The following is a 20261-nucleotide window of genomic DNA, read 5'->3' on the forward strand; positions in this document are numbered from 1 at the left end:
CACGATGCAGGACACCCCCATGCTGCGTGGCCTGAACGCACTGCGCGATGCCTGGCTGGATGCAAGCGCCGACAGCAGCCGGCGGCTGCTGGTCTGGCGCCTGCCGGCCGCCGCCAGCCGCTTGCTGGCCGCGTTCTTCGAAATGCAGCGCAACGACGCGGGTCGCGATACGCCGGATTACTTCCTGCGCATCGATACCGCCTATGAACTGGGCTTCCGCTACAGCCGCCAGGTCAAGCAGGATCTGCTGGATCGCTATCTGGCCAGCCAGGACGATCTGCGTTCGCAGCAGGTGCCGCTTGGGTGGCGGGGCCCGCACGAGGCGCACCCGGACAGCGCGCACGGCGTGGTGCAGGTGCTGGAGAGTTTCATCGACCACCACGGCGAGCACCTGCGCCTGCTGGCGGCGGTGTTTGAGCCGGAGCGCTGCGTGCCGGGCGAGGGCTTCGAACGCTGGGTGGACGCGGCGCTGGCCGCCGGTCCTGGTGCGCGCCTGCGCCTGGTGCTGGTGGATACCGAAGAAGATCCGCGTTGGCAGTCGCTGCTGGACCGTCACGGCGCGCTGGCGCGTGTGGTCAGCGCCCCGGTCGACATGTTCGGCATCGCCCGCGACACCGCGGCGCAGTCCGGCGGCCGTGGCCCGGAAGTGCTGTACCGGCAGCTGCTGGCAGACCTGATGCTGCTGCTTGAGCGCGGCAGCCCCTCGCAGGTCGTTGCCCGCGCCGGGCGCGCCCAGGGGCTGGCGCAGCGGCATGGCTGGCAGGACCAGCAGTCGGTGGTGCAGATGATGGTGGCCGGCGCGTGGCTGAAGCATGGCGACCACGGGCAGGCGATCAACAGTTACCGGCAGGCGCGAAGCGCGGCCGAGGGCGCGCGCATGAGCGGCAACCCGGCTGCACCGGAACTGGTGATGCAGAGCTGGTTCGGCGAGGCCGGCTGCTGGCTGGCCGCCAAGCAGCCCGAGCGCGCCGCACAGACCTACCTGCAGGCCTCGACGTCGGCGGCGAGCATTCCGCACCCGATGTTCGCGCTGGAAGGCCAGCGCATGGCCGGGTGGTGCCAGTTGCAGGCGGGCCAGCGCGAGGCCGCACGCACCCAGTTGCTGGAGGCCATCCGCATCGCCAAGCCACTGACACCGGCCGACCGCAAGGCCACGACGCTGCCGCAGGCGCTGTGGGACCTGCTGCAGCTGCAGGATGTGCGCCGCTGCGAATCACTGCAGCAGGTGGCCGCTGACTACCTGCAGGCCAGTACCGGCCTGCTGGAAAAGGCCGACGCGCAGGGGCGTGCGCTCGGGCCGCAGCCGCCACGCCCGGCGCTGGACGCGATCGACGCCGAGCTGGATGCAACGCTGGAGCGTGGTTTCCACCGTGCCCAGCAGGAGCGCGAGCGCCTGATCCAGGGCGGCGATGAGTTTTTCCGCAAGATCGTGGCTGTCGGTCGCGATTTCCTCGACCCGGGCTGGAATGGCCTGCCAGCCATCGAGCACCCGCTCGACCATGACATTCCGGTGTGGAGCGAGCCGCCGGCGATGCAGCCGCTGCCCGACCCGTCGGGCCTGCTGCAGCCGCCCGTGGCCGCACCCGCCGGAACGACCGTTACAGGAGTTGCTGTTGCATGAAGTCGAACAAGACCGTGGTGATGCTGGTGGCCATCGTGCTGGGCATCATCGTCGTGACCTGGATCAGCGCCGAGTACCGTGACGAAGTAAAGGCGTTCCTGCGCGCGTTGTTCCGCGCCTTGTAAAGCAACAAGGAGTGTTGCCGTGAGCATCGCCGCCAAGCATTTCGATCCGCAGCTGGGCATCGACATCCACATGTACGCGGTGCCGCCGTGCCCGCTGCCGACGCCGCACATCGGCCTGGTGCTGGATCCGTTCGACTACATCCCGTTCATCGGGTCGACCATCAAGGTCAATGGCGTGCACCGCGGCACTGCCGGTACCGGTGGCCTGGACATCCACATTCCGCTGGGCGTGTGGGGGCCGCCGCTGGCTGCGCCGATGGGGCCGCAGTTCGACGGCGAAGAGATCTTCATGGGCAGCCGCACGGTGTCGGCCGATGGCGAGCCGTTCTCGCGCCTGGCCATGCCGGTGCTGGACTGCAACCTGGCCGGCATGATCAACCCGTTCCGGGTGAAGAAGCCGAAGAAGCCGCTGCGCGCGATGTCGCTGCCCACCGGCCTGAACGTGGCCATCCCCACCAGCGTCACCATCGGCGGGCCGCCCACGGTGTCCTGGACCGCGTTGGCGTTCCGCGCCGCGTTTGCCGGGCTGGGCAAGCTGCGCAAGAGCGCCTTCTTCCGCAAGAAGATGGATGCCTTTGCCAACTGGCGGCGTGGCAAATGGGGCCATCTGCCCTCGAGCTTCCTCAAGTGCAAGGTGCTGCGTGCCGAGCCGGTGGATATCCGCGATGGCAGCGTGGTGGTCAGCCACCAGGACTTCGACATTCCCGGGCGGCTGTCCTTCGCCTGGCAGCGCAGCTACGGCTCGCGCCGGGCGGGTGAGCCGGGTATGTGCGGCGCCGGCTGGCAGACGCCGGCCGATATCCGCCTGGAACTGCTGGACGACGGCAGCGTGTGGCTGTCCGGCCCGGACCAGGCCGCGTTCTTCCCCGAGCTGCCACCGGCCGACGGCGAGGCCGGGGCGATCCTCGATTTCGTCGACGGTGCGCGCCTGCTGCGGCGGCGCGGGCAATGGCAGGTGCGCTTCAAGAGCGGCCTGAAGTATGTGTTCGGCGGCGAACTGCCGACAGGCGTCAGCGCGCTGCCGAATCCGCAGTCGTGGCCGATCGAGCGCATCGAGGATGCCCACGGCAACCACTGGCGGTTCGAGCGCCGCGACGGCCATCTGGTGCGCATTGTCGAAAGTGGCGTCGGCGACCTCCAAGGGCGCTTCATCGAGGTGGAAGCACGCCACGGCCGCATCGACCGGATGGCGCTGCATGACCCGGCCACCGGCCTGGTGCATCCGCTGGTGAGCTACCGCTACAGTGGCGAGGGTGATCTGTTGGCGGCTGTCGATGCGCTGGGTGCGCCGCGCACCTTCGCGTACGAACAGCATCGCCTGGTGCGGCACACCGACCGCGTCGGCCTGTCATTCCACTACACGTTCGACCCGCAGGGCAGGGTAGTGCACTCGTGGGGCGATGGCGGCCTGTACGACTACCACTTCGAGTACGACGCGCTGCTGCGCGAGACCCGGGTGACCGACTCGCTGGGCCACCTGAGCGTGGTCAAGTTCGACGAGAACCAGCTGCCCCTGTGCGAGATCGATCCGCTCGATGGCGTGACGCTGTTCGAGTACGACGATTTCGGTCGGACCGTGGCGGTGACCGATCCGGAGGGGCTGCGTACGGCGTTTGCCTATGATGCGCAGGGCAACCTGGTGTGCCTGACGCGCGCCGATGGCACGTCGATCCAGATGGAATACGACCTGGACGACCATATGGTGTCGCTGCGGACGCCGGATGGTGTCGATTGGCAACAGGCGTACGATGGCCGGGGCCTGCTGGTCAGCCAGACCGATCCACTGGGTGCAACCACACGCTTCGAGTACGACGCACGGGGCCAGTTGGAGTCGCAGACCAACGCGCGCCAGGCGGTCACACGCCTGCGCTATGACCGTCATGGGCTGGTGGCTGCCGTCATTGATGCGCTCGGCCATGAGAGCCGCTTCGAGCACGATCCGCTCGGCAACCTGCTGCGCCAGGTGGATCCGTTGGGACAGGCCAGCCGCTACGAGTACGACGCCAAGGGACGCCTGCTGACCACCGCTGGCCCCGATGGCGCCGGTGTGCGCTGCGAGTACGATGCCGAAGATCAGCTGGTCCGCTACACCGATGAAGTGGGCGCGCAGACGCGGCTGCAGTACGTGGGCATCGGACAGATCGGCAAGCGCCTGCAGGCCGATGGCCACAGCGTTGAGTACCGCTATGACACCGAAGAACAGCTCATCGCGGTCGTCAACCAGCGCGGCGAGACCTACCAGCTTGTACGCGATGCGCTGGGCCGCATCGTCGAGGAAGTGGACTACTGGGGGCAATCACGGCGTTACAGCTACGATGCTGCCGGGCGGCTGACGGCGACCCTGGATCCACTGGGCCAGCGTATCGCCTTTACCACCGACAAGCTTGGGCGCATCACCCGCAAGACGCTGCCGGATGTGCGCCATCCTGGCCAGCAGGTGCAGGAACACTTTGTCTACGACGTGCAGGGGCAGATTGTCGAGCTGCGCAATCCGGCGCGCACGGTCAAGCGCCGTTATGACCCGCTGGGCCAGCTGCTGGAAGATCTGCAGGATGGCTTCCGCGTGGGCTATGGCTACGACGCGGTCGGCAACCGCGTATTGCGCGAGACCTCGGCGGGAAATCGCGTCGCGTTTGGGTACGACCTGCGGGACCAGACGGTGTCGGTGGCGATCAATGACGAGTCGCCGATCTCCATTGAGCGCGACGCGTTGGGCCGCACGACGCGCGAGCAGCTGAGTCCGCATCTACAGCGCGACTTCACCTATGACAGCCGCAACCTGCTGACCTCGCAGTCGGTACTGAAGGATGCCGCGCCGCTGTTCGAAACGCGTTATGACTACGACCGCAGTGGCAACCTGACCCGGCGCAGCGACAGCGCACAGGGCGTGGACGAGTACCGCTACGACGCGATCGGGCGCCTGTTGCAGCACATCGACCCCAAGGGGAAGGTGGAGCGCTACTTCAACGACCCGGCGGGCGACCGGCTGCGCACCGAGGTGAAGCAGGTGCAGGCGCGCAAGGTGGTGGGCGGCGACGATGACGACCTGACCACCTGGACGCGCGAAGGCTCCTACCAGGGCATGCACTACGTGTTTGACCGGGCAGGCGACTTGGTTCGCAAGGGCGTGCCGCATGGGGATGCGCCGGATGACCTGACGCTGATCTGGGATGCCAACCATCGGTTGGCCGAGAGTCGCCGCAACGGGCAGTCCACGTACTACGGCTATGACCCGTTGGGACGGCGGGTGTTCAAGCGCAACCCGACGCAGACGACGTGGTTCTTCTGGGATGGAGATGCGTTGCTGGGTGAGGTGCAGCAGGCGAACGATGCTGAAGAGGCGGCGCCGGTCTGGGTGGGTAATGTGGCGAGCCTGGTGGAGGTGAGGCGTCGGCAGCGGCGGTTGGAAAAGCTGCATGAGCGGGTGCGGGAGTATGTGTACTACCCGGGGACGTTTGTGCCGTTGGCGTTGGTCAGCGCATCCTCTGCCGGCGCACAGGAATGCCAGACTGTTCCATCAGCAGCAACGGATCCTCGCCTGGCTCATCCGAGACAACCTGCGCAGCAAGAAGGCCCTGTTAGGTCAGCGGATGTCAGCAGTATGTCCAGTCACCGCAGCCTCGGCGGTGGGCGAGGCCTTGGGGTGCTCGGTAGCGCCAGTCTGGGGCTGGGTACTGCGACACTGTCGCAGTCCACGCCGGGGGCAGCTCGTTCCGGGGGATCTGGTTTGTCCGGGGAAGAAGCTCGGTCGACCTCTTCGACGAATCACGGGCGGCCGACGCCTTCTTCCGCAGCGACAGATGCGCATCCGGGATCGGACGACCCGGCCCATGACGTCGCAAAGTCCGCCGCATATCCGGCCTCCCGCGTGCACCTGTATGTCAACCACGTGAACGGATGCCCGTCGCGGTTGCTGGATAGCAATGGATCCGCAGTGTGGTGCGCAGACCTCAGTCCGTGGGGTGCAGGAGAGCCCCGCCTCGCGCTGCTCGCGAATCAGCTCAGGCTGCCCGGCCAGTATGAGGACGTGGAAACCGGCCTCAGCTACAATCGATACAGATACTACGATTCCACGCTCGGTGCATACATCGGGCAGGATCCGATACGCCTCCGCGGTGGAGTCAATACCTACGCATATCCCTTGAATCCGCATCGCTGGATTGATCCATGGGGATTGATCCTGGATGAGGTTGCGGATGCCGTTCCATCCACGCCAGGCATCTATCACATCGAACTTGGCGGTGAGTATTACACCGGCAGCGGTGTGAACATCAGGGATCGAATCTCTGATGCCAATCATCCAGCGAAAGATCTGCTGAACAATCCTGATGTTACGATCACGACGTATCCTGTTGATCTAGGAAGCGCGGCCGGTGACACGCGCATGACAAATCACGTGCTGCGGGGTTACGAACAGGGAATTATGGACGCAGCAGACAACGTGCCCAAGGAGGGCGGATCACTGAATCAGATCCGCGCCGCCCGGGTGACCCGGGTGGATGAATTTGCCGGGGATGCGCTGCGGCATGGAGCAAGCCGCGGGGCTGGTACAGTGAGCACGCCTGCTTCAAGGGCCGCTGTTTCTGCGGCGAGAAACGCCTGCTGAAAGAAGAGAATATGAATAGTAAAGTTGTTTTGATGCATAGCAGACACGAAGCCGCATTCCCGACCCCTGGTGCTGAGCTGGTGTTCTTTAACGCGCCTTTCAACACTGAGAGGCTTGCCCGAATCGAGCAGGTTCACCTCTGGTCACCTCCCGGCGACAAGCTCGAAGCGCTCCCAGAGATCCTCAAGGAAATGCGAGGTCTCAAGACGCTCAGCATCGGGCCGGGATCAATCGCCCCGTCGATCATGGATGCGCTCGAGGAAGGACTTCTGCCTGAGAGCATCGAGGCATTGAGCATCCATCTTGGCACGGGGACGTTGGCCTGGACGAGCGTTGTGCTGCCCAATCTCAAGACGCTGTATGTCGACGTGCCGGTGCGCTTCGACGCATCGAGCTTCCCCGCGTTGAAAGTACTTTCGCTCTATCCAGACAAGTCACTGAAGAATCTCAAGCAGGCCCTGACCCTGCCTCTGGAAGAACTGAACATTCTGAATGTCCCCGTGGATGGTGAGATCTTCAGCGTCCTGTCTGCATCGGCTGGTGGCCTTGAACGCCTGGGGCTGTTGGGTGGCACGAAGCTGAAAAGCCTCGATGGCATCGAGACACTTGCCGCGTTGACGTCGGTGTGGCTGAAGAATCTGAGCTCGCTGACGGACATCCGTGCACTGGTTGGACTTGAGCAGCTTCAGAAACTGGATATCCAGTACTGCAAGAAGATTGCCAACATCGAGGTCATCAATGATCTTTCGGCGCTTCGTGAGTTGACGCTCGTGGGTTGCGGAAAGGTTGGTCTGGAGAGAGTACAGGCAAAGATCGAATCGCTTCAGAAGCGCACCATCGGAGCGACGACCTAGCCACGTTCCATGTGCGATGCCGGTCTGCTGAGCCAAGTGAACCCGTGTCGCTGCGCACCAGCAGGCGGCTTGTGCGAGGCGGTACCGGTGCCCAAGGGCCGCGGAAGCCGGGTGTTCGAGGAAATCGCTCATCGCGGCGTCGATTCGGGCCTGCTGGAGCAGGCTCATCTTTCAGTCTGTGCATGCGCTGAAGGATTCGGGTCTGGCTACAGGCGAGAACGATGACAGAATTGATGTGGCCTGCGAGAACGGTCTGATAAGAACGTGCTACATCACCCGCGTGTTCGAAGGGGTTGCTCCCAGGTCGCTGCGCATTGTTCGTAAAGGCGAAGGGCTTCATGTCGTCATCCCGAGTCCCCGATATCAGGCGCGGATCACCTCCCTGGCAATTAATGGCACCGAGCTTCGCATCGATTGTGATGACGGAGTCACCGTGGGAAGGATGCTCTCCCTACCTCAGCCCATCTTGGCGTTCTTCACTGAAGTGGTCGACGAATTGCGGGAAGCTGCGGGTAGATGATGACTGCCCATCTGATTGGTGATCGAATCGAGAGCTTCATCCGACGCATGGTTCATTCATCTATCGGACAGCGTTATCCTGCCTGTGAGGTCTGGACGTGACTGGAAATTCCTTCCCTCGCATCTACGATGCGGATTCTCTGGAGGTAAGTGCCAAAGTATTGAACGACTTTGGGCTTGATCCTTTGTCAAGCGAGCTGATGTTGCGCCTCGGGTTGCCTTCAAAACTGCCAGGCGAAGTCCCCCTGTTGCAGTTCGAGGCGCCGCGGAGAGTCAATTTCGACGGGGATGAGCTTCTCGTCGTTGCGCATGAACCATGGGGACGGGAACTTCTGCTCTGCCTATCAGCAGGCGGGAAGGTGATTGCGGCGGGTGATGGCATACGTAAGTTCGTCAATGGTCGCTTGTCCAGCTTCCTCGGGTTTCTGGCGTTGTATGAGGCATTTCAGGAGCAGGCCAGGTCAGGTAGTTCCGGTCCCGTTGTCTACTCCCAGTCAGAGATGCAGGCCAGGCTTGAGGCCTTCAGGCGAGGCGAGTTCCAAGCGCGTCCGACAGAGCAACGGTTCAATCGTGATGTTGCAATCAGCACGATGGCGGCGGAATGGACTACGCTTGACCCTGCTGCACTCGCGGAAGGCGCGTGGTGGTCTGTTGTGCTGGAGCAGCTGGAAGACGGCCAGATCTGATGTTGCGCGACGCAGGGGAGCGTCGCATGGGGCTACAAGGATGACTGGACGGGAGGCGATTCTGAATCAGGTCAAGGCAGGCGGCGGTCCTGGAAAGGGGCATGCGCGCCGGCTGTCTCCCCAGCAACCCCATTCCCCCCACCCAGGCGTTGAACCATCCATCCTCCCGCTGGAGCCGTCCAATGCCCCTCGTCCTCCGCCGCGCCCCCTGCGTGCTGGCCCTGTTGCTCGGCACCCTGGCCGGGTCTGCCTACGCACAGCCTCGCCCCGCCGTCCGGCCGCTTGCTCCAGCCCCCCTGCTGCAGGTTGCGGGTGCCGAACAGGCCATTGAGCTGCGCCAGGCCAGCATCGAGGGTGAGGTCCGCGCCGGCATCGCCCAGACCCGCATCACCCTGCAGTTCCACAACCCGAACCGGCGCGCGATGGAAGGCGAGCTGCAGTTCCCGTTGGCCGACGGCCAGCAGATCAGCGGCTTTGCATTGGACATCAATGGTGAGCTGCGCGATGCGGTGCCCGTACCCAAGGATCGTGGTCGCCAGGTCTTCGAGGAGATCGCCCGTCGCGGTGTTGACCCGGGTCTGCTGGAGCAGACAGCCGGCAACCAGTTCCGCCTGCGCATCTATCCTTTGCCGGCAGGTGGCAGTCGTCGCGTGCAGCTCGTGCTGCGTGAGCCGCTGGCCTTCTCCAACCAAGGCTGGCGGTGGACGCTGCCGTTGCAGTTCGCGGCCAGCGCCGCCTCGGTTGAGCTGAAGCTGCAGGCGCCGGGCGAAGTCACTGCAGGAACCGCCCCGTTCCGCATCGACGCAGGGCGGTTGCAGTGGCGGGGCAACGGGGCGCAGTTGCCGGCGCAGCTTCAATGGAACCTGCCCGCAGCACGCCGGGCAGACGTGCAGGTGGCAAAGTGGGAGGAGGGCCACTACCTGCTGGCGCAGCTGCCGGTGCCGGTAGGCCGCGCGCCGCGCACCGTGCCAGGCGAGGTTGGCGTGCTGTGGGACGGTTCGGGATCGTCCGGACAGCGCGACCGCACGCGCGAGTTCGCATTGCTGGATCGGTACTTCGCTGCAATGGGCAATGGCACGGTCGCGCTGACCGTGCTGCGCGACCGTGCCGAGCCGGTGCGTCGCTTCCGCATCCAGGGTGGCAACTGGAGTGCGCTGCGCGCTGCACTGCAGGCGGTTTGCCCGGATGGCGCCAGTGCGCTGGCCGGATGGCAGCCGCAGCCGACCGTAAAGGAATATCTGCTGCTCAGCGATGGCCTGCTGACCTACGGGCCGGAGACGCTGCCGGCTCTGGCGGCGGATCAGCGCCTGTTCGCAATCAGCAGCGCTGGCGCCCGCACCGACACCACCCGCCTGCGCGGCTGGAGCGAGGCGCATGGTGGGCGTTTCGTGCCCGTGGGTACGGACGTGGATGCCGCCACCCGCGAATTGCTGTCCGCACCGCTGGACCTCCAGATCGACGCCGGGCGTGGCGTACAGGATGTGGTGATCGATCGCCGCAGTGAAGCGCAGGGCTGGGTGTGGCTGCATGCGCGCCTGGCCGCCGATGGCGTGCCGATGCGCGTACGCGTTGCCGGTGGTGAGTGGCAGGCGCTGCCGCCCACCCACCACAGTGACGACGGTGATCTGCTGGCCGGGCTGTGGGCGCAGGCGCGCCTGCAGCAGTTGGCGGTGGACCGGCGCAGCAACCGCGAGGCAATGCACCGTCTGTCCCAGCAGTTCGGCATGGTCGGGCCGGACACGTCACTGATCGTTCTGGAGACGCTGCAGGACTACCTGCGCTATGCGATCCGCCCCGCCGGCGCGCTGCGCGCCGACTATGACCGTGGATATGCCCGCCAGGTCGCCGATCGTGCGGCCGAGGATCGCCGCCGCCTCGACAAGGTTGCCGCGCAGTGGAAGGAGCGCCAGCAGTGGTGGAACCGCAGCTGGCCGAAGCAGGCGCCGCCGTCTGCGGTCAAGGAGATCCTGTCCAACGATACGGCGGCCAGTGCGCCGATGGCGCTGCTTGCCGCGCCAGCACCCGCGGCACCGCCGCCGCCCGCGCCGATGATGGCTGCCGAGTCGCGGATGGAGCCCGCGCGCGCGCGCCGGCAGGCCCCGTCGGCGGAGGCCGCATCACTGGATGCCACGGGTGCGAGTGCATCGGCTGCCGAGGCAGCAGCGTCGCCCGCCAACGGCGGCCAGCTCGGCATCCAGTTGGCAGCGTGGCAGCCGGACTCGCCGGTGGCCCGGCGCCTGCGGCAGGGCCCGCCCGCCCAGCTGTACGACCGCTACCTGGCCGAGCGTGCCGCGCATGCCGACAGCAGCGCCTTCTTCCTGGACGTGGCAGACCTGCTGCTGCAGCAGAACCAGCGTGAGCTGGCCCTGCGGGTGCTTTCCAACCTGGCCGAGATGGACCTGGACAACCGCCACCTGCTGCGCGTACTCGGCTACCGGTTGCTGCAGGCCGACGCGCCGGCACTGGCGGTGCCGGTGTTCGAGCAGGTTCTGGCGATGGGGCAGGAGGAGCCGCAGAGCTTCCGTGATCTGGGCCTGGCGCTGGCGGCGGCCGGCAAGCCGCAGCAGGCGCTGGAACCGCTGTACCAGGTTGTCGTACGCCCGTGGGATGGCCGCTTCGATGGGATCGCCCTGATCGCGCTGGATGAACTGACCAACCTGGTATCGCGCAGCCGGCCGAAGCTGGACACCCGGGGCATCGACCCGCGCCTGCTGCAGGCCATGCCGCTGGACCTGCGGGTGGTGCTGGCCTGGGATGCCGACAACAGTGACATGGACCTGTGGGTGACCGACCCCAACGGCGAGCGCGCCTACTACGGCAACCGCCTGACCTACCAGGGCGGGCAGATGTCGCAGGACTTCACCGGCGGCTATGGTCCCGAGCAGTTCTCGCTGCGCGATGCCAAGCCGGGCAAGTACAGGGTGGAGGCCAACTACTTCGGCAGCCGCCAGCAGCTGGTGACCGGCGCCACCACCCTGATGCTGCGCCTGACCACCCACTGGGGCACGCCGCAGCAGAAAGACCAGGCAGTCACCCTGCGGCTGAAGGACCGTGCCGAGACCGTGTTGGTGGGCGAGTTCGAGGTGCGGTAGCGCCACGCCGTGCGTGGCTGTCGCCCGGCGTCGGAACGGCCGATCCACGCAGGGCGTGGATCTACCGGGTGCCGTTCGGCATCGCGGGTGGGTGCGGAACCGGTGCGGGATAGCGGCGGAGGACCTGGACCTGCTCGACCAGGCACTCCGGGTAGACCCAGTGCGCCCATTGCGCGACGAGCCATTCGGTACGCACGCCGCGCAGGTGCGGATGCGCGGATTCCGGCGGGAGCAGGACCAGGATGAGTCCGGCTTTCTGTCCCGTGCTGACCATCAGTCCATGGGGTCGTGCCTCATCAGGGTTGTCGAACAGGATGAGGTCGACCATCGCTTCATAAGGCCAGACCGCTGGAAAGCGGAAGACGGTTCCATGGCTCAGTACATCGTCGGTGAGCTGGATCAGGGGGCGAGGGGGCGCGGTCATCGTGATGCTCCGGGCTTCGGCTGCCGCGGAATCCACCGTGCCAGCGCAACGCCGCCACCGAGGATCAGCAGCGTGCCGACGGTATGCCACAGCAACTCGGTGATCGGTGCATCCGGCAACGGAATCCTCTGCGCGAGCCATTCGATGATGGGCCGGGCCAGCAGGTAGACCAGCACAACGCCCAGCACGCGCAGCACCCGCTGCACGATGCCGCGCGGATCGGCTGGCCAGCCACGCCACTGCAGCCACGCCACCAGCAGGCCAAGCGCGAGCAGGCGCGCGGCTTCGCCCAGCGGCACGAGCGGTGTCCACAGCGCGGCCCAGGCCAGGGCCGCGCCGAGGCCCAGCAGTACCGGCAGCTGCCAGCGCCGATTCCCGTGCAACCCTGGCATCAACTGCCAGGCCAGCACGGCCACGCCGAGGCCGATCAACCAGCCGGCCAGTACGTCGGCCAGGAAGTGCCGGCCCAGGTACATGCGCGAGAGTGCCATCAGCAGTGGCCAGCCCAGCGCCAGTGTCCATCGCAGCCAGCGACGGCGGATGCCGAAAGCCAGCAGCAGGCCCACGCAGGCGGCCGTCGCCACGCCGACATGGCCGCTGTTGAAGCCGTAGTCGGCGTCGGGCTGTGCCCGCAGCATTGCGGTGGCCTGCGCGTCCGGCAGTGCCCAGAAGGTGTGGCCTCCGCCATCCACCACGAACGGATGCGATGGCTCGCCCTTGTCCAGTACTGCTGCATCCACATCGGTAGGGCGGGGAAGGGCGGCGCTCTGCTTGATCGCATGCGTGGCGCAGGCCATCAGCAGGACCGCCAGCATCACGCACAGGCCGGCGCGCAGGCGTGCCCCGAAGGCGCACACCAGGATCAGCGCGGTATAGGCCATCTCGTAGCCCAGCAGGCTGATGAACTGCATCAGCGACAGAACCCAGCCGCTGTCGAAAGTGTGCTGCAACCACAGGTGCCATTGCGTCTGGAACATCCGTTGTCCTCAATGCGCCGTCGCGACGCGGGCAGGCGCCGACGATAACGGATCGGCACGCAGGCCGAACAGGGGGCGCAGCCAGCGTACGCGGCGGATCAGCAGCTCGTGGATGAGCAGGCAACCGCCGACGGTGCCGGCCAAAAGCAGCGCAGGTTCCAGCCACGCACCCAGCTGCAGCGGCCGCAACGCATACAGGAGCACGATCAGCACGGTCTGGTGCAGGATGTACCAGCTGAAAACAGCCTCCCGGCAGTAGTCCAGGCCGGGCCAGGGGCGGGACAGCAGCACCCGCGCCCAGCCGAACAGGGCCAGCAGCATGCACCACGTATAAAGGGCGCGGCCGATGCGCTCGGTCTGGGCCCATGGCAGTGCCAGCACCCAGGCGTCGAGGTCGCCCACATGCGGCAGCCGGGCCAGTGCACGGATGCCCAGTTCCAGGCACAGCCCCAGCAAGGCCAGGCCGAGGGTCAGTCTGCGCCCGCGCACCAGCAGATGCCAGCCGCGTTGCCAGCGTGCCGCGAGGAAGCCGCCGAGGAACAGGGGCAGCGATTCGGCGTGCACGTAGACGTCGTTGAACAGGGCGTGGGTGGGCGGCCAGCGTGGCATCAGTACCAGCAGTGCCCAGCCCAGCCAGGCGACCGGCAGCACCAGCAGCAGACTGCCCAGCAGGCGGTCGCCCGGCTGCCAGCGTGGCAGCACCCCGCGCAGCGGTCGCAGCAGGCTGGCCAGCGCCACCGCCAGGACGGTGTAGGGCAGCAGGTAGGCCAGGTACCAGAGGTGGTTCCAGGTGAAGCCGTATCCGGCGCCACTGAAGTGCGCGCCGGGCCAGGGCCGGAACTGCCAGTAGCGCCAGAGGAACCGGACCAGCCCCGGTGCCACGTCGCCCTTGTCCAGCGCTTCGCAGTACGCCTGCAGGGAGACGACGGCGACGATGCCGAACAGCAGGGGCAGCTGCAGGCGCCAGCAGCGACGCAGGGTGTGGCGCAGCCGCCCCTGGTCGGGCAGGGACAGGCCCAGCGCGATGCCGCTGATGGCGAAGAGCAGGGGCATGCGCCATCGGTTCATCGCGATCATCGGCCATTGCAGCCACTCGGCGGTGTAGGCGCTCTTGAGGTGGAAATCCCAGCCGGCCACGTAGGCCATGGCGACGTGGTAGAGGATCAGCAGCCCGAAGGCGGCGACGCGCAGGGTGTCCAGGTCATGGCGACGGTGCATGGAGGGCGGCCTTCAGGAGGAAGCTGCACCCTCCGCCTGCCAGCGCCGGGCCGCCAGCGGATGGGGCGCAGTGGTGGGCGCGCAGGGGCCAGTGGTGGGGATGCTGGGACCAATGGCGGATGCGCACGCGGCCGGATGGGCAACAATGGCGGCATGGAAAATGGAGATCCGGCGGCATCGACCGCCCCTGTTGCAGCGAGGCCGCAGTGGTCGCGGCGGCCTCGGCTTGCCGCCGCGTTCTGGTCACTGCTGTTCCTGGGCACCGCGGCGGGCAACGTGCTGGCGCAGTGGATGCGGGCGTTGCGTGACGGCCAGCCCTTTCCGGTGGCGGCGACCTCGATCGAGGAGTTCAGCAGTGCGCTGGCCAGCCTGGGCCTGCTGGCGTTGCTGCATGCGGCCGCGCGCCGCTGGCCGCTGCATGCCGACACCTGGCGGCGCCGGATCGGTTTCTACGTGATGGGCGGCATCGCCTGGTGGCTGCTGCACGTCAGTGCCATGGTGCTGCTGCGCAAGGTGGCCTTCGCTCTGGCCGGCCAGCACTACACCTACGGCGCCTGGCCGGCGCAGTGGTTCTACGAGTTCTTCAAGGACGTGCAGACTTACAGCCTGCTGGTGATTGCGGTGCACGCGGTGGCCTGGTTCGGCCGCCAGCGGCAGGGCGAGGCCCACCTGCTGGCGCCGCCCGACGAAGGCCCACCGGTGGAGCCGGTCGAGCGTCCGCAGCATTTCCTGGTGCGCAAGCTGGGCAAGGAGTTCCTGGTGGCCACCGGCGATGTGGAATACGCTCAGGCGGCCGGGAACTACGTGAACCTGCGGGTGCGCGGTCACGACTACCCGTTGCGGATCACCATGGCGGCGCTGGAGCAGCGGCTGGACCCGGCGGAGTTCCTGCGCCCGCACCGCAGCTGGTTGATCCACCGGGGCCAGCTGCGCTCGATCGAGCCGCTGGACGGCGGGGAAGCGCTGCTGCACATGGCTGATGGCGTCAAAGTGCCATGCAGCAGGCGACAGTTGCCGCTGCTGCGGCAGGCCCTGGCAGGCGTGTGAACGGGCGGACCCGGAAGTCCGCCCGCCCGTGGCTTACTTCTTGTCCTTCTTGATCATCGCGTCGATGCGCCCGGCGCGGGCTTCCGAACCCGGGTGCGAGGACATCAGGCCGCCGTCGCTGGACAGCTTGCGGAACATGCTGGCCAGGGCTGCCGGATCGTAGTTGTGGCGCTTCATGAACTGGTAGCCGTACTCGTCGGCCGCGCTCTCTTCCTTCTGCGAGAACTGCGCGTTGACGAAGCCTTCGGCCAGTTCGCCGAGCTGGCCCTGGCTGAGCTGGGTCAGGTTGCCGTTGCCGGAGGCCGCCAGGCCTTCACGGCCGGCCGAGGCGAGCAGGGCGGTGCGCATCTTGGTCTTGCTGTGACCGAGCTTCACATGGCCAATTTCGTGGCCGATCACGCCACGCACTTCGTCGTCGCTGGCCATGTCCATCAGGCCGGTGTAGACGCGCACGCAGCCGTTGGCCATCGCCCAGGCGTTGACGTCGGCGGTGCGGTAGACCTTGAAGTTGAGGTTCAGCCCGTCTTCGTTGGCCAGGCCCTGGGTGATCTTGGCCAGGCGCTGGGCATACGGATCGTTGCCGGACACCACCTGGTTTTCCTTGTCCATGTAGGTGCAGGCCTGGTCGGCGGCCGCCGAGACTTCCGCGTCGGACAGGGTCAGGGCCTTGCCGGCCTTCAGGCCGGTGCTGGACAGGCCCTTCAGGTCGATGGCTGAGGCATTGGCAGCCAGCAGGCAGGCGGCCAGGCACAGGGTGGAACGGATGATCGTCATTGAAATGGTGCTCCTTGGTTGGGATGGCCCGCGTGGCCCCTGTTCCCGCGGTGGTGGGGAAGTCTACCGGGATCGTGCGGCGGGGTGTGTTATGCAGACCTGCCACATTGCCTCACCTCGAATCTGTCCAGGATGCACATTCAACTTGACTCGGCGAAGATGGCGGGCCGGCTTGGGTCTGGCAAGCGTTTCGTGTCAGTTGGGGAATGATCCGCCTCGGCCCTAAAATGTTGCTTGCCCGCGCACGGACAAGGACGCAAGAGAATGTCGAGGAAACGCAATTGAACGGCTTCGCAAGGATGTACCGGGACTACCAGAGTTGGCAGGCGCTCCGCTTCTTTGGCGTAGTTATGATCGTTGCGGCCATGCTGATGGTTGGTGGCTGGGTGATCGGCTTGAGTGCGTACTTCAAAATTCAGGGCGAGGGCGTCCTCGGTAAAGCCGAGATCCATGAAATCAGGACGCATCAGTTTGGAAGTGGCGGCACGACCTCGGCACTACGCTCCTGCGATGCGATCTATGTGCCGGCAACGAAAAAACGTGTGATTGATTTCTATACGGGTGATCCGGGGGGCGCCGCGGCAGGGCTCGAATCGGATAGGGCGTTCTGTGAGCGCGTGATGCAGGAGGTGCCTCGCTGGCGGGAGCATCAGTCACGCTACCCGATGGGCTGGGGGGAGCGTATTGGTTGGGGCCTGCTTACTCTGGCAGTCAGTGGTTCGGGATTGTTTTTTCTCGTATTGATCGCGCATCTGATGGGTGCGCGAGGGCGGATTTCCCTTGGTGTTTTGGCTGTCTGGTACGTGCTTTCGGTTTTCATCTTCATGCTGTCGGCCTACGACGAGCGCCGCCCATCCTGGGCATCACTGGACGGAACTGTAACCGTAAGGCCTATCTACTTTACCGACGATGGTCGAGTTTTTACCCGTCCTGATTCTGTATATGAATGGGCTACCGACCCGCCTGTTCAGATAACGGGTGCTGGTGTGCTTCAGATGGTGAATGAATTGATGGCAGGTGCAGCACCCGGCGTATCTTCCAATGACGGGGCCCGGCCGATTCCGTTGGGAAATGTGGCCACCGATGCAGGGGGAGTATGGGAAAGGCTGGAGACTGTTGCAGGCGCAGTTGATGGCGGCAGCAGTTTTGCTCACGAACTGAGCGTTGGGATGCGGCGAGTCGATGTGACAGATCCTCGTCTGCAAGCTAATCGCATCGACGTGTTACTCGAAGTGCGCGACTGCGGTATACCGACGAAGGAAGATGGCTCGATCATCATTGCGCGTTGCTTCACCACAAACGGTACGCCTATTGGATTGGTTGGCGGTGGCAGTGAAGCCCGGACACTTCTGCAGTTGCAGAGCATTGCTCCGGGGGCGTCCTATTATCTGGTCGGCCAGCTCAGCTTGGGTAGGCGCGGCGGGTTGTTCGTAGCGCTCTACTGAGCAGAGGTGCTTGTGAACGGACGCAGTCCCGCAAGCCATCTTGTGGCCGTCAAGTGCGCCAGCGGTCGGGAAGCTGCGCCCATTGCGCGCGCTGGCGTGCCGTGACCTGGCTGGCGCCGGCGTTATCGCCGTCCCGCGCCTGAGGGAGCTCGAAGCGGAGGACGCAAAGGTGTGGTAGGCGCTTGCTGAACAAAGGATTTGGCGCTATCCTGAGCAGTCATCTTTTAAATGCATAACCGCCGACATGATCGAATTGAATCCTGTCCGCCAGCGCATCACCGATCTGACCGATCGTGTGGTGTCGCTCAGGGGGTATCTTTGACTACGACGCCAAGAAAGAGCGTCTTGAAGAAGTAACGCGGGAGCTGGAAAGCCCCGACGTCTGGAACAACGCCGAATACGCGCAGAACCTGGGCCGTGAACGCTCCAGCCTGGAAAAGACCGTCGGCGGCATCGCCTCGGTGCTGGACGGCCTGACCGACGCGACCGAACTGCTGGAACTGGCTGAATCCGAACAGGACGAAGATACCGCCCTGGCCGTGGTTGCCGATCTGGACAAGCACCAGGCCCACGTGGAGAAGCTGGAGTTCCAGCGCATGTTCTCCGGCGAAATGGACAATGCGGCGGCCTTCGTCGACATCCAGGCCGGTGCCGGTGGCACTGAAGCCCAGGATTGGGCGGAAATCCTGCTGCGCATGTACCTGCGCTGGTGCGAATCGCGCGGCTGGAAAACCGAGCTGATGGAAGTGTCGGGTGGCGACGTCGCCGGCATCAAGTCCGCCACGCTGCGCGTGGAAGGTGATTACGCCTATGGCTGGCTGAAGACCGAGACCGGCGTGCACCGCCTGGTGCGCAAGTCGCCGTTCGACTCGGACAACCGCCGCCATACCAGCTTCACTTCGGTGTTCGTGTCGCCGGAGATCGATGACAACATCGATATCACCATCAACCCGGCCGACCTGCGTACCGACGTGTACCGCTCGTCCGGTGCCGGTGGCCAGCACGTGAACAAGACCGAGTCGGCGGTGCGTATCACCCACATCCCGACCAACATCGTCGTGGCCTGCCAGACCGGCCGCAGCCAGCACCAGAACCGCGACAACGCGATGAAGATGCTGGCCGCCAAGCTGTACGAGCTGGAGATCCAGAAGCGCAACGCCGAAAAGGACGCCGTGGAAGCGACCAAGTCCGACATCGGCTGGGGCAGCCAGATCCGCAACTACGTGCTCGACCAGAGCCGTATCAAGGACCTGCGCACCGGCATCGAGCGTTCGGATACGCAGAAGGTGCTCGACGGCGATCTGGACGAGTTCGTCGAGGCCAGCCTGAAGGCCGGCCTGGCGGTGGGTTCCAAGCGCATCGATGCCTGATCCACGCGCCTGCGTGGAGGTCACCGCCTTCCGCAACGGAGGGCGGTTGAACCGGTTTTCCGTAGAGCCAAGCCATGCTTGGCTGCTTTTCGCGGGCTAGCAGATGCGTCGAGCATGGCTCGACGCTACAACCAGTGCGGCGGTAGCGATGATGCGCAGCGAGAGTGAACGCAAGGAACTTGGCGGCTTCCTGAAAGCCTGCCGTGCCCGTGTCGATCCCGCCACGCTCGGCCTGCCGGCCGGGCGCCGGCGCACTCCCGGGCTGAAGCGCGAGGAAGTGGCGCTGGCCATCGGGGTCAGCGTCAGCTGGTACACCTGGATCGAGCAGGGGCGCGAAGTGCGCGCCTCGCCGGAGGTGCTGGAGCGCCTGGCCAAGGTGCTGCGCCTGAGTGATGACGAACGCGCCTATGCCTTTGCGCTGTCCGGTTACGGTGTCCCGCTGGAGTCGCCGGACGAGAGCGTGACCGACGGCCTGCGCCAGCTGGTGGAGGCGATGCAGCCGCTTCCGGCCTATGTGCGCAACACGCGGTTCGACATCCTGGCCTGGAACGCGGCCATCGCCGATCTGTTCGTGGATTACAGCCAGTTCCCGCCGAACCAGCGCAACACGCTGTGGCTGATGTTCCTGTACGCCCCTTACCGCGAACGCATCCTCAACTGGGAAGAGATGAGCCGCGGCCTGCTGGCCGGGTTCCGCGCGGCCATGGCGCAGGCGCCGGACAAGGCGCCGTTCCTGGCGCTGGCTGAGGACATTTCGGCGCAGAGCGAGACATTCCGCCTGTGGTGGCCGGAGCACGACGTCCGTCGTTTCGACGAGGGCGCGAAGAAGCTGATGCACCCCACGCGCGGCCTGTTGGACCTGCAGTACGTGGCGCTGGTGCCGGAGAGCCGGCATGACCTTTCGCTGGTGACCTACCTGCCGCGGAAGTAGGTGGGGGGTGTTCGGCAGGGCTTGCAGCCCTGCACCTGCTCGGTGCAACAGCAAAAGCCAGAGCCAAAGCCAAAGCCAGAGCCAAAGCCAAAGCGGGCGATCCGTGGGATGGCGGGGCGGTGTGGGCTTGCAGGACACGCCGTAAACCCGTCCATGGGGGCTCGTAGGCGCCATCCATGGCGCCTGCGGTCCTGCAAGCCCACACCGCCCCACCTCTGACAGTTTCCTGCGGCTGTTGGTGGGTGCCGACCGTTGGTCGGCACATCTGTCGGATATCGAATTGGTTCATCCACGCATGGCGTGGATCTACCGTGCCGACCAACGGTCGGCACCTACCAGAGCAGAATGCCGTCCCAGTAGATCCACGCCATGCGTGGATGAAATCTGTCAGATATCGAAATTAATTCCGGGTCAGGCCCCGTACCGACCAACGGTCGGCACCCACCATCAGCAGCAGGTTCCATCAGCAGCAGGTTCCGACAGCTCGCGAGAAACCGTCGAAGGCGGGGTGGGTCCGGTTGAGGGGGTGTGAGCGCCATGGATGGCGCGACCAAGCCCCCATGGATGGGTTT

The 20261-nt window shown here is 65.5% G+C and carries 14 protein-coding genes; 10 read left to right on the plus strand and 4 right to left on the minus strand.

Annotated elements, in window-relative coordinates:
• The first annotated feature begins 4 nt into the window (after positions 1-4).
• The 6 genes from C1927_RS10215 to C1927_RS10235 all read left to right on the plus strand — a co-directional run bounded on the left by C1927_RS10215 (position 5) and on the right by C1927_RS10235 (position 11503).
• On the plus strand, positions 5-1621 hold the full coding sequence (locus tag C1927_RS10215; protein ID WP_108746608.1) for a hypothetical protein: 1617 nt from the start codon (positions 5-7) through the stop codon (positions 1619-1621).
• A complete protein-coding gene (locus C1927_RS21820) occupies positions 1618-1746 on the plus strand; it encodes a hypothetical protein (protein ID WP_006441023.1) in 129 nt (42 codons plus the stop codon). The genes C1927_RS10215 and C1927_RS21820 overlap by 4 nt, the downstream gene beginning before the upstream one ends.
• A 19-nt stretch (positions 1747-1765) precedes the next feature.
• On the plus strand, positions 1766-6352 hold the full coding sequence (locus C1927_RS10220) for an RHS repeat-associated core domain-containing protein (RefSeq protein WP_108746609.1): 4587 nt from the start codon (positions 1766-1768) through the stop codon (positions 6350-6352).
• Between the two features lie 11 nt (positions 6353-6363).
• Entirely contained in the window at positions 6364-7206 is an 843-nt protein-coding gene (locus C1927_RS10225; protein ID WP_108746610.1) for a hypothetical protein, read from the plus strand.
• Positions 7207-7823: 617 nt separating this feature from the next.
• Entirely contained in the window at positions 7824-8411 is a 588-nt protein-coding gene (locus C1927_RS10230) for a hypothetical protein (protein ID WP_159095341.1), read from the plus strand.
• 182 nt (positions 8412-8593) lie between these two features.
• On the plus strand, positions 8594-11503 hold the full coding sequence (locus C1927_RS10235; protein ID WP_108746612.1) for a VIT domain-containing protein: 2910 nt from the start codon (positions 8594-8596) through the stop codon (positions 11501-11503).
• A gap of 61 nt (positions 11504-11564) precedes the next feature.
• Here the strand turns inward: C1927_RS10235 and imm45 are convergent, their stop codons facing one another.
• Genes imm45 through C1927_RS10250 form a run of 3 tightly spaced genes read right to left on the minus strand, consistent with a single transcriptional unit; the run spans position 11565 to position 14122 of the window.
• On the minus strand, positions 11565-11927 hold the full coding sequence (imm45, locus tag C1927_RS10240) for an Imm45 family immunity protein (protein ID WP_108746613.1): 363 nt from the start codon (positions 11925-11927) through the stop codon (positions 11565-11567).
• Positions 11924-12904, minus strand: coding sequence for a phosphatase PAP2 family protein (locus C1927_RS10245; protein WP_108746614.1), 981 nt, complete (start codon positions 12902-12904; stop codon positions 11924-11926). Before C1927_RS10245 ends, imm45 begins: the two co-directional genes overlap by 4 nt.
• Before the next feature lie 9 nt (positions 12905-12913).
• Positions 12914-14122, minus strand: coding sequence for an acyltransferase family protein (locus C1927_RS10250; protein ID WP_108746615.1), 1209 nt, complete (start codon positions 14120-14122; stop codon positions 12914-12916).
• A 135-nt stretch (positions 14123-14257) separates the two neighbouring features.
• Between C1927_RS10250 and C1927_RS10255 the strand changes: the two genes are divergently transcribed.
• A complete protein-coding gene (locus C1927_RS10255) occupies positions 14258-15169 on the plus strand; it encodes a LytTR family DNA-binding domain-containing protein (RefSeq protein WP_108746616.1) in 912 nt (303 codons plus the stop codon).
• A gap of 33 nt (positions 15170-15202) precedes the next feature.
• On the opposite strand, the gene C1927_RS10260 is transcribed toward C1927_RS10255, so the two are convergent.
• Positions 15203-15943, minus strand: coding sequence for a M48 family metallopeptidase (locus C1927_RS10260; RefSeq protein ID WP_079221758.1), 741 nt, complete (start codon positions 15941-15943; stop codon positions 15203-15205).
• Between the two features lie 206 nt (positions 15944-16149).
• On the opposite strand from C1927_RS10260, the gene C1927_RS10265 reads away from it, so the two are divergent.
• The 3 genes from C1927_RS10265 (at position 16150) to C1927_RS10275 (ending at position 19689) form a co-directional block, all read left to right on the plus strand.
• Entirely contained in the window at positions 16150-17388 is a 1239-nt protein-coding gene (locus C1927_RS10265; protein WP_108746617.1) for a hypothetical protein, read from the plus strand.
• Positions 17389-17632: 244 nt separating this feature from the next.
• A protein-coding gene (gene prfB / locus C1927_RS10270) for a peptide chain release factor 2 (protein WP_108746618.1) occupies positions 17633-18758 on the plus strand; the annotation gives its coding sequence in 2 pieces (ribosomal slippage) (positions 17633-17707 and positions 17709-18758; 1125 coding nt in all).
• A gap of 148 nt (positions 18759-18906) precedes the next feature.
• Complete coding sequence (locus C1927_RS10275; RefSeq protein ID WP_079221759.1) at positions 18907-19689, plus strand: helix-turn-helix transcriptional regulator; 783 nt, start codon at positions 18907-18909, stop codon at positions 19687-19689.
• Positions 19690-20261: the final 572 nt, after the last annotated feature.

The organism is Stenotrophomonas sp. ZAC14D1_NAIMI4_1, assembly GCF_003086775.1.
Classification (GTDB): Bacteria; Pseudomonadota; Gammaproteobacteria; order Xanthomonadales; family Xanthomonadaceae; genus Stenotrophomonas.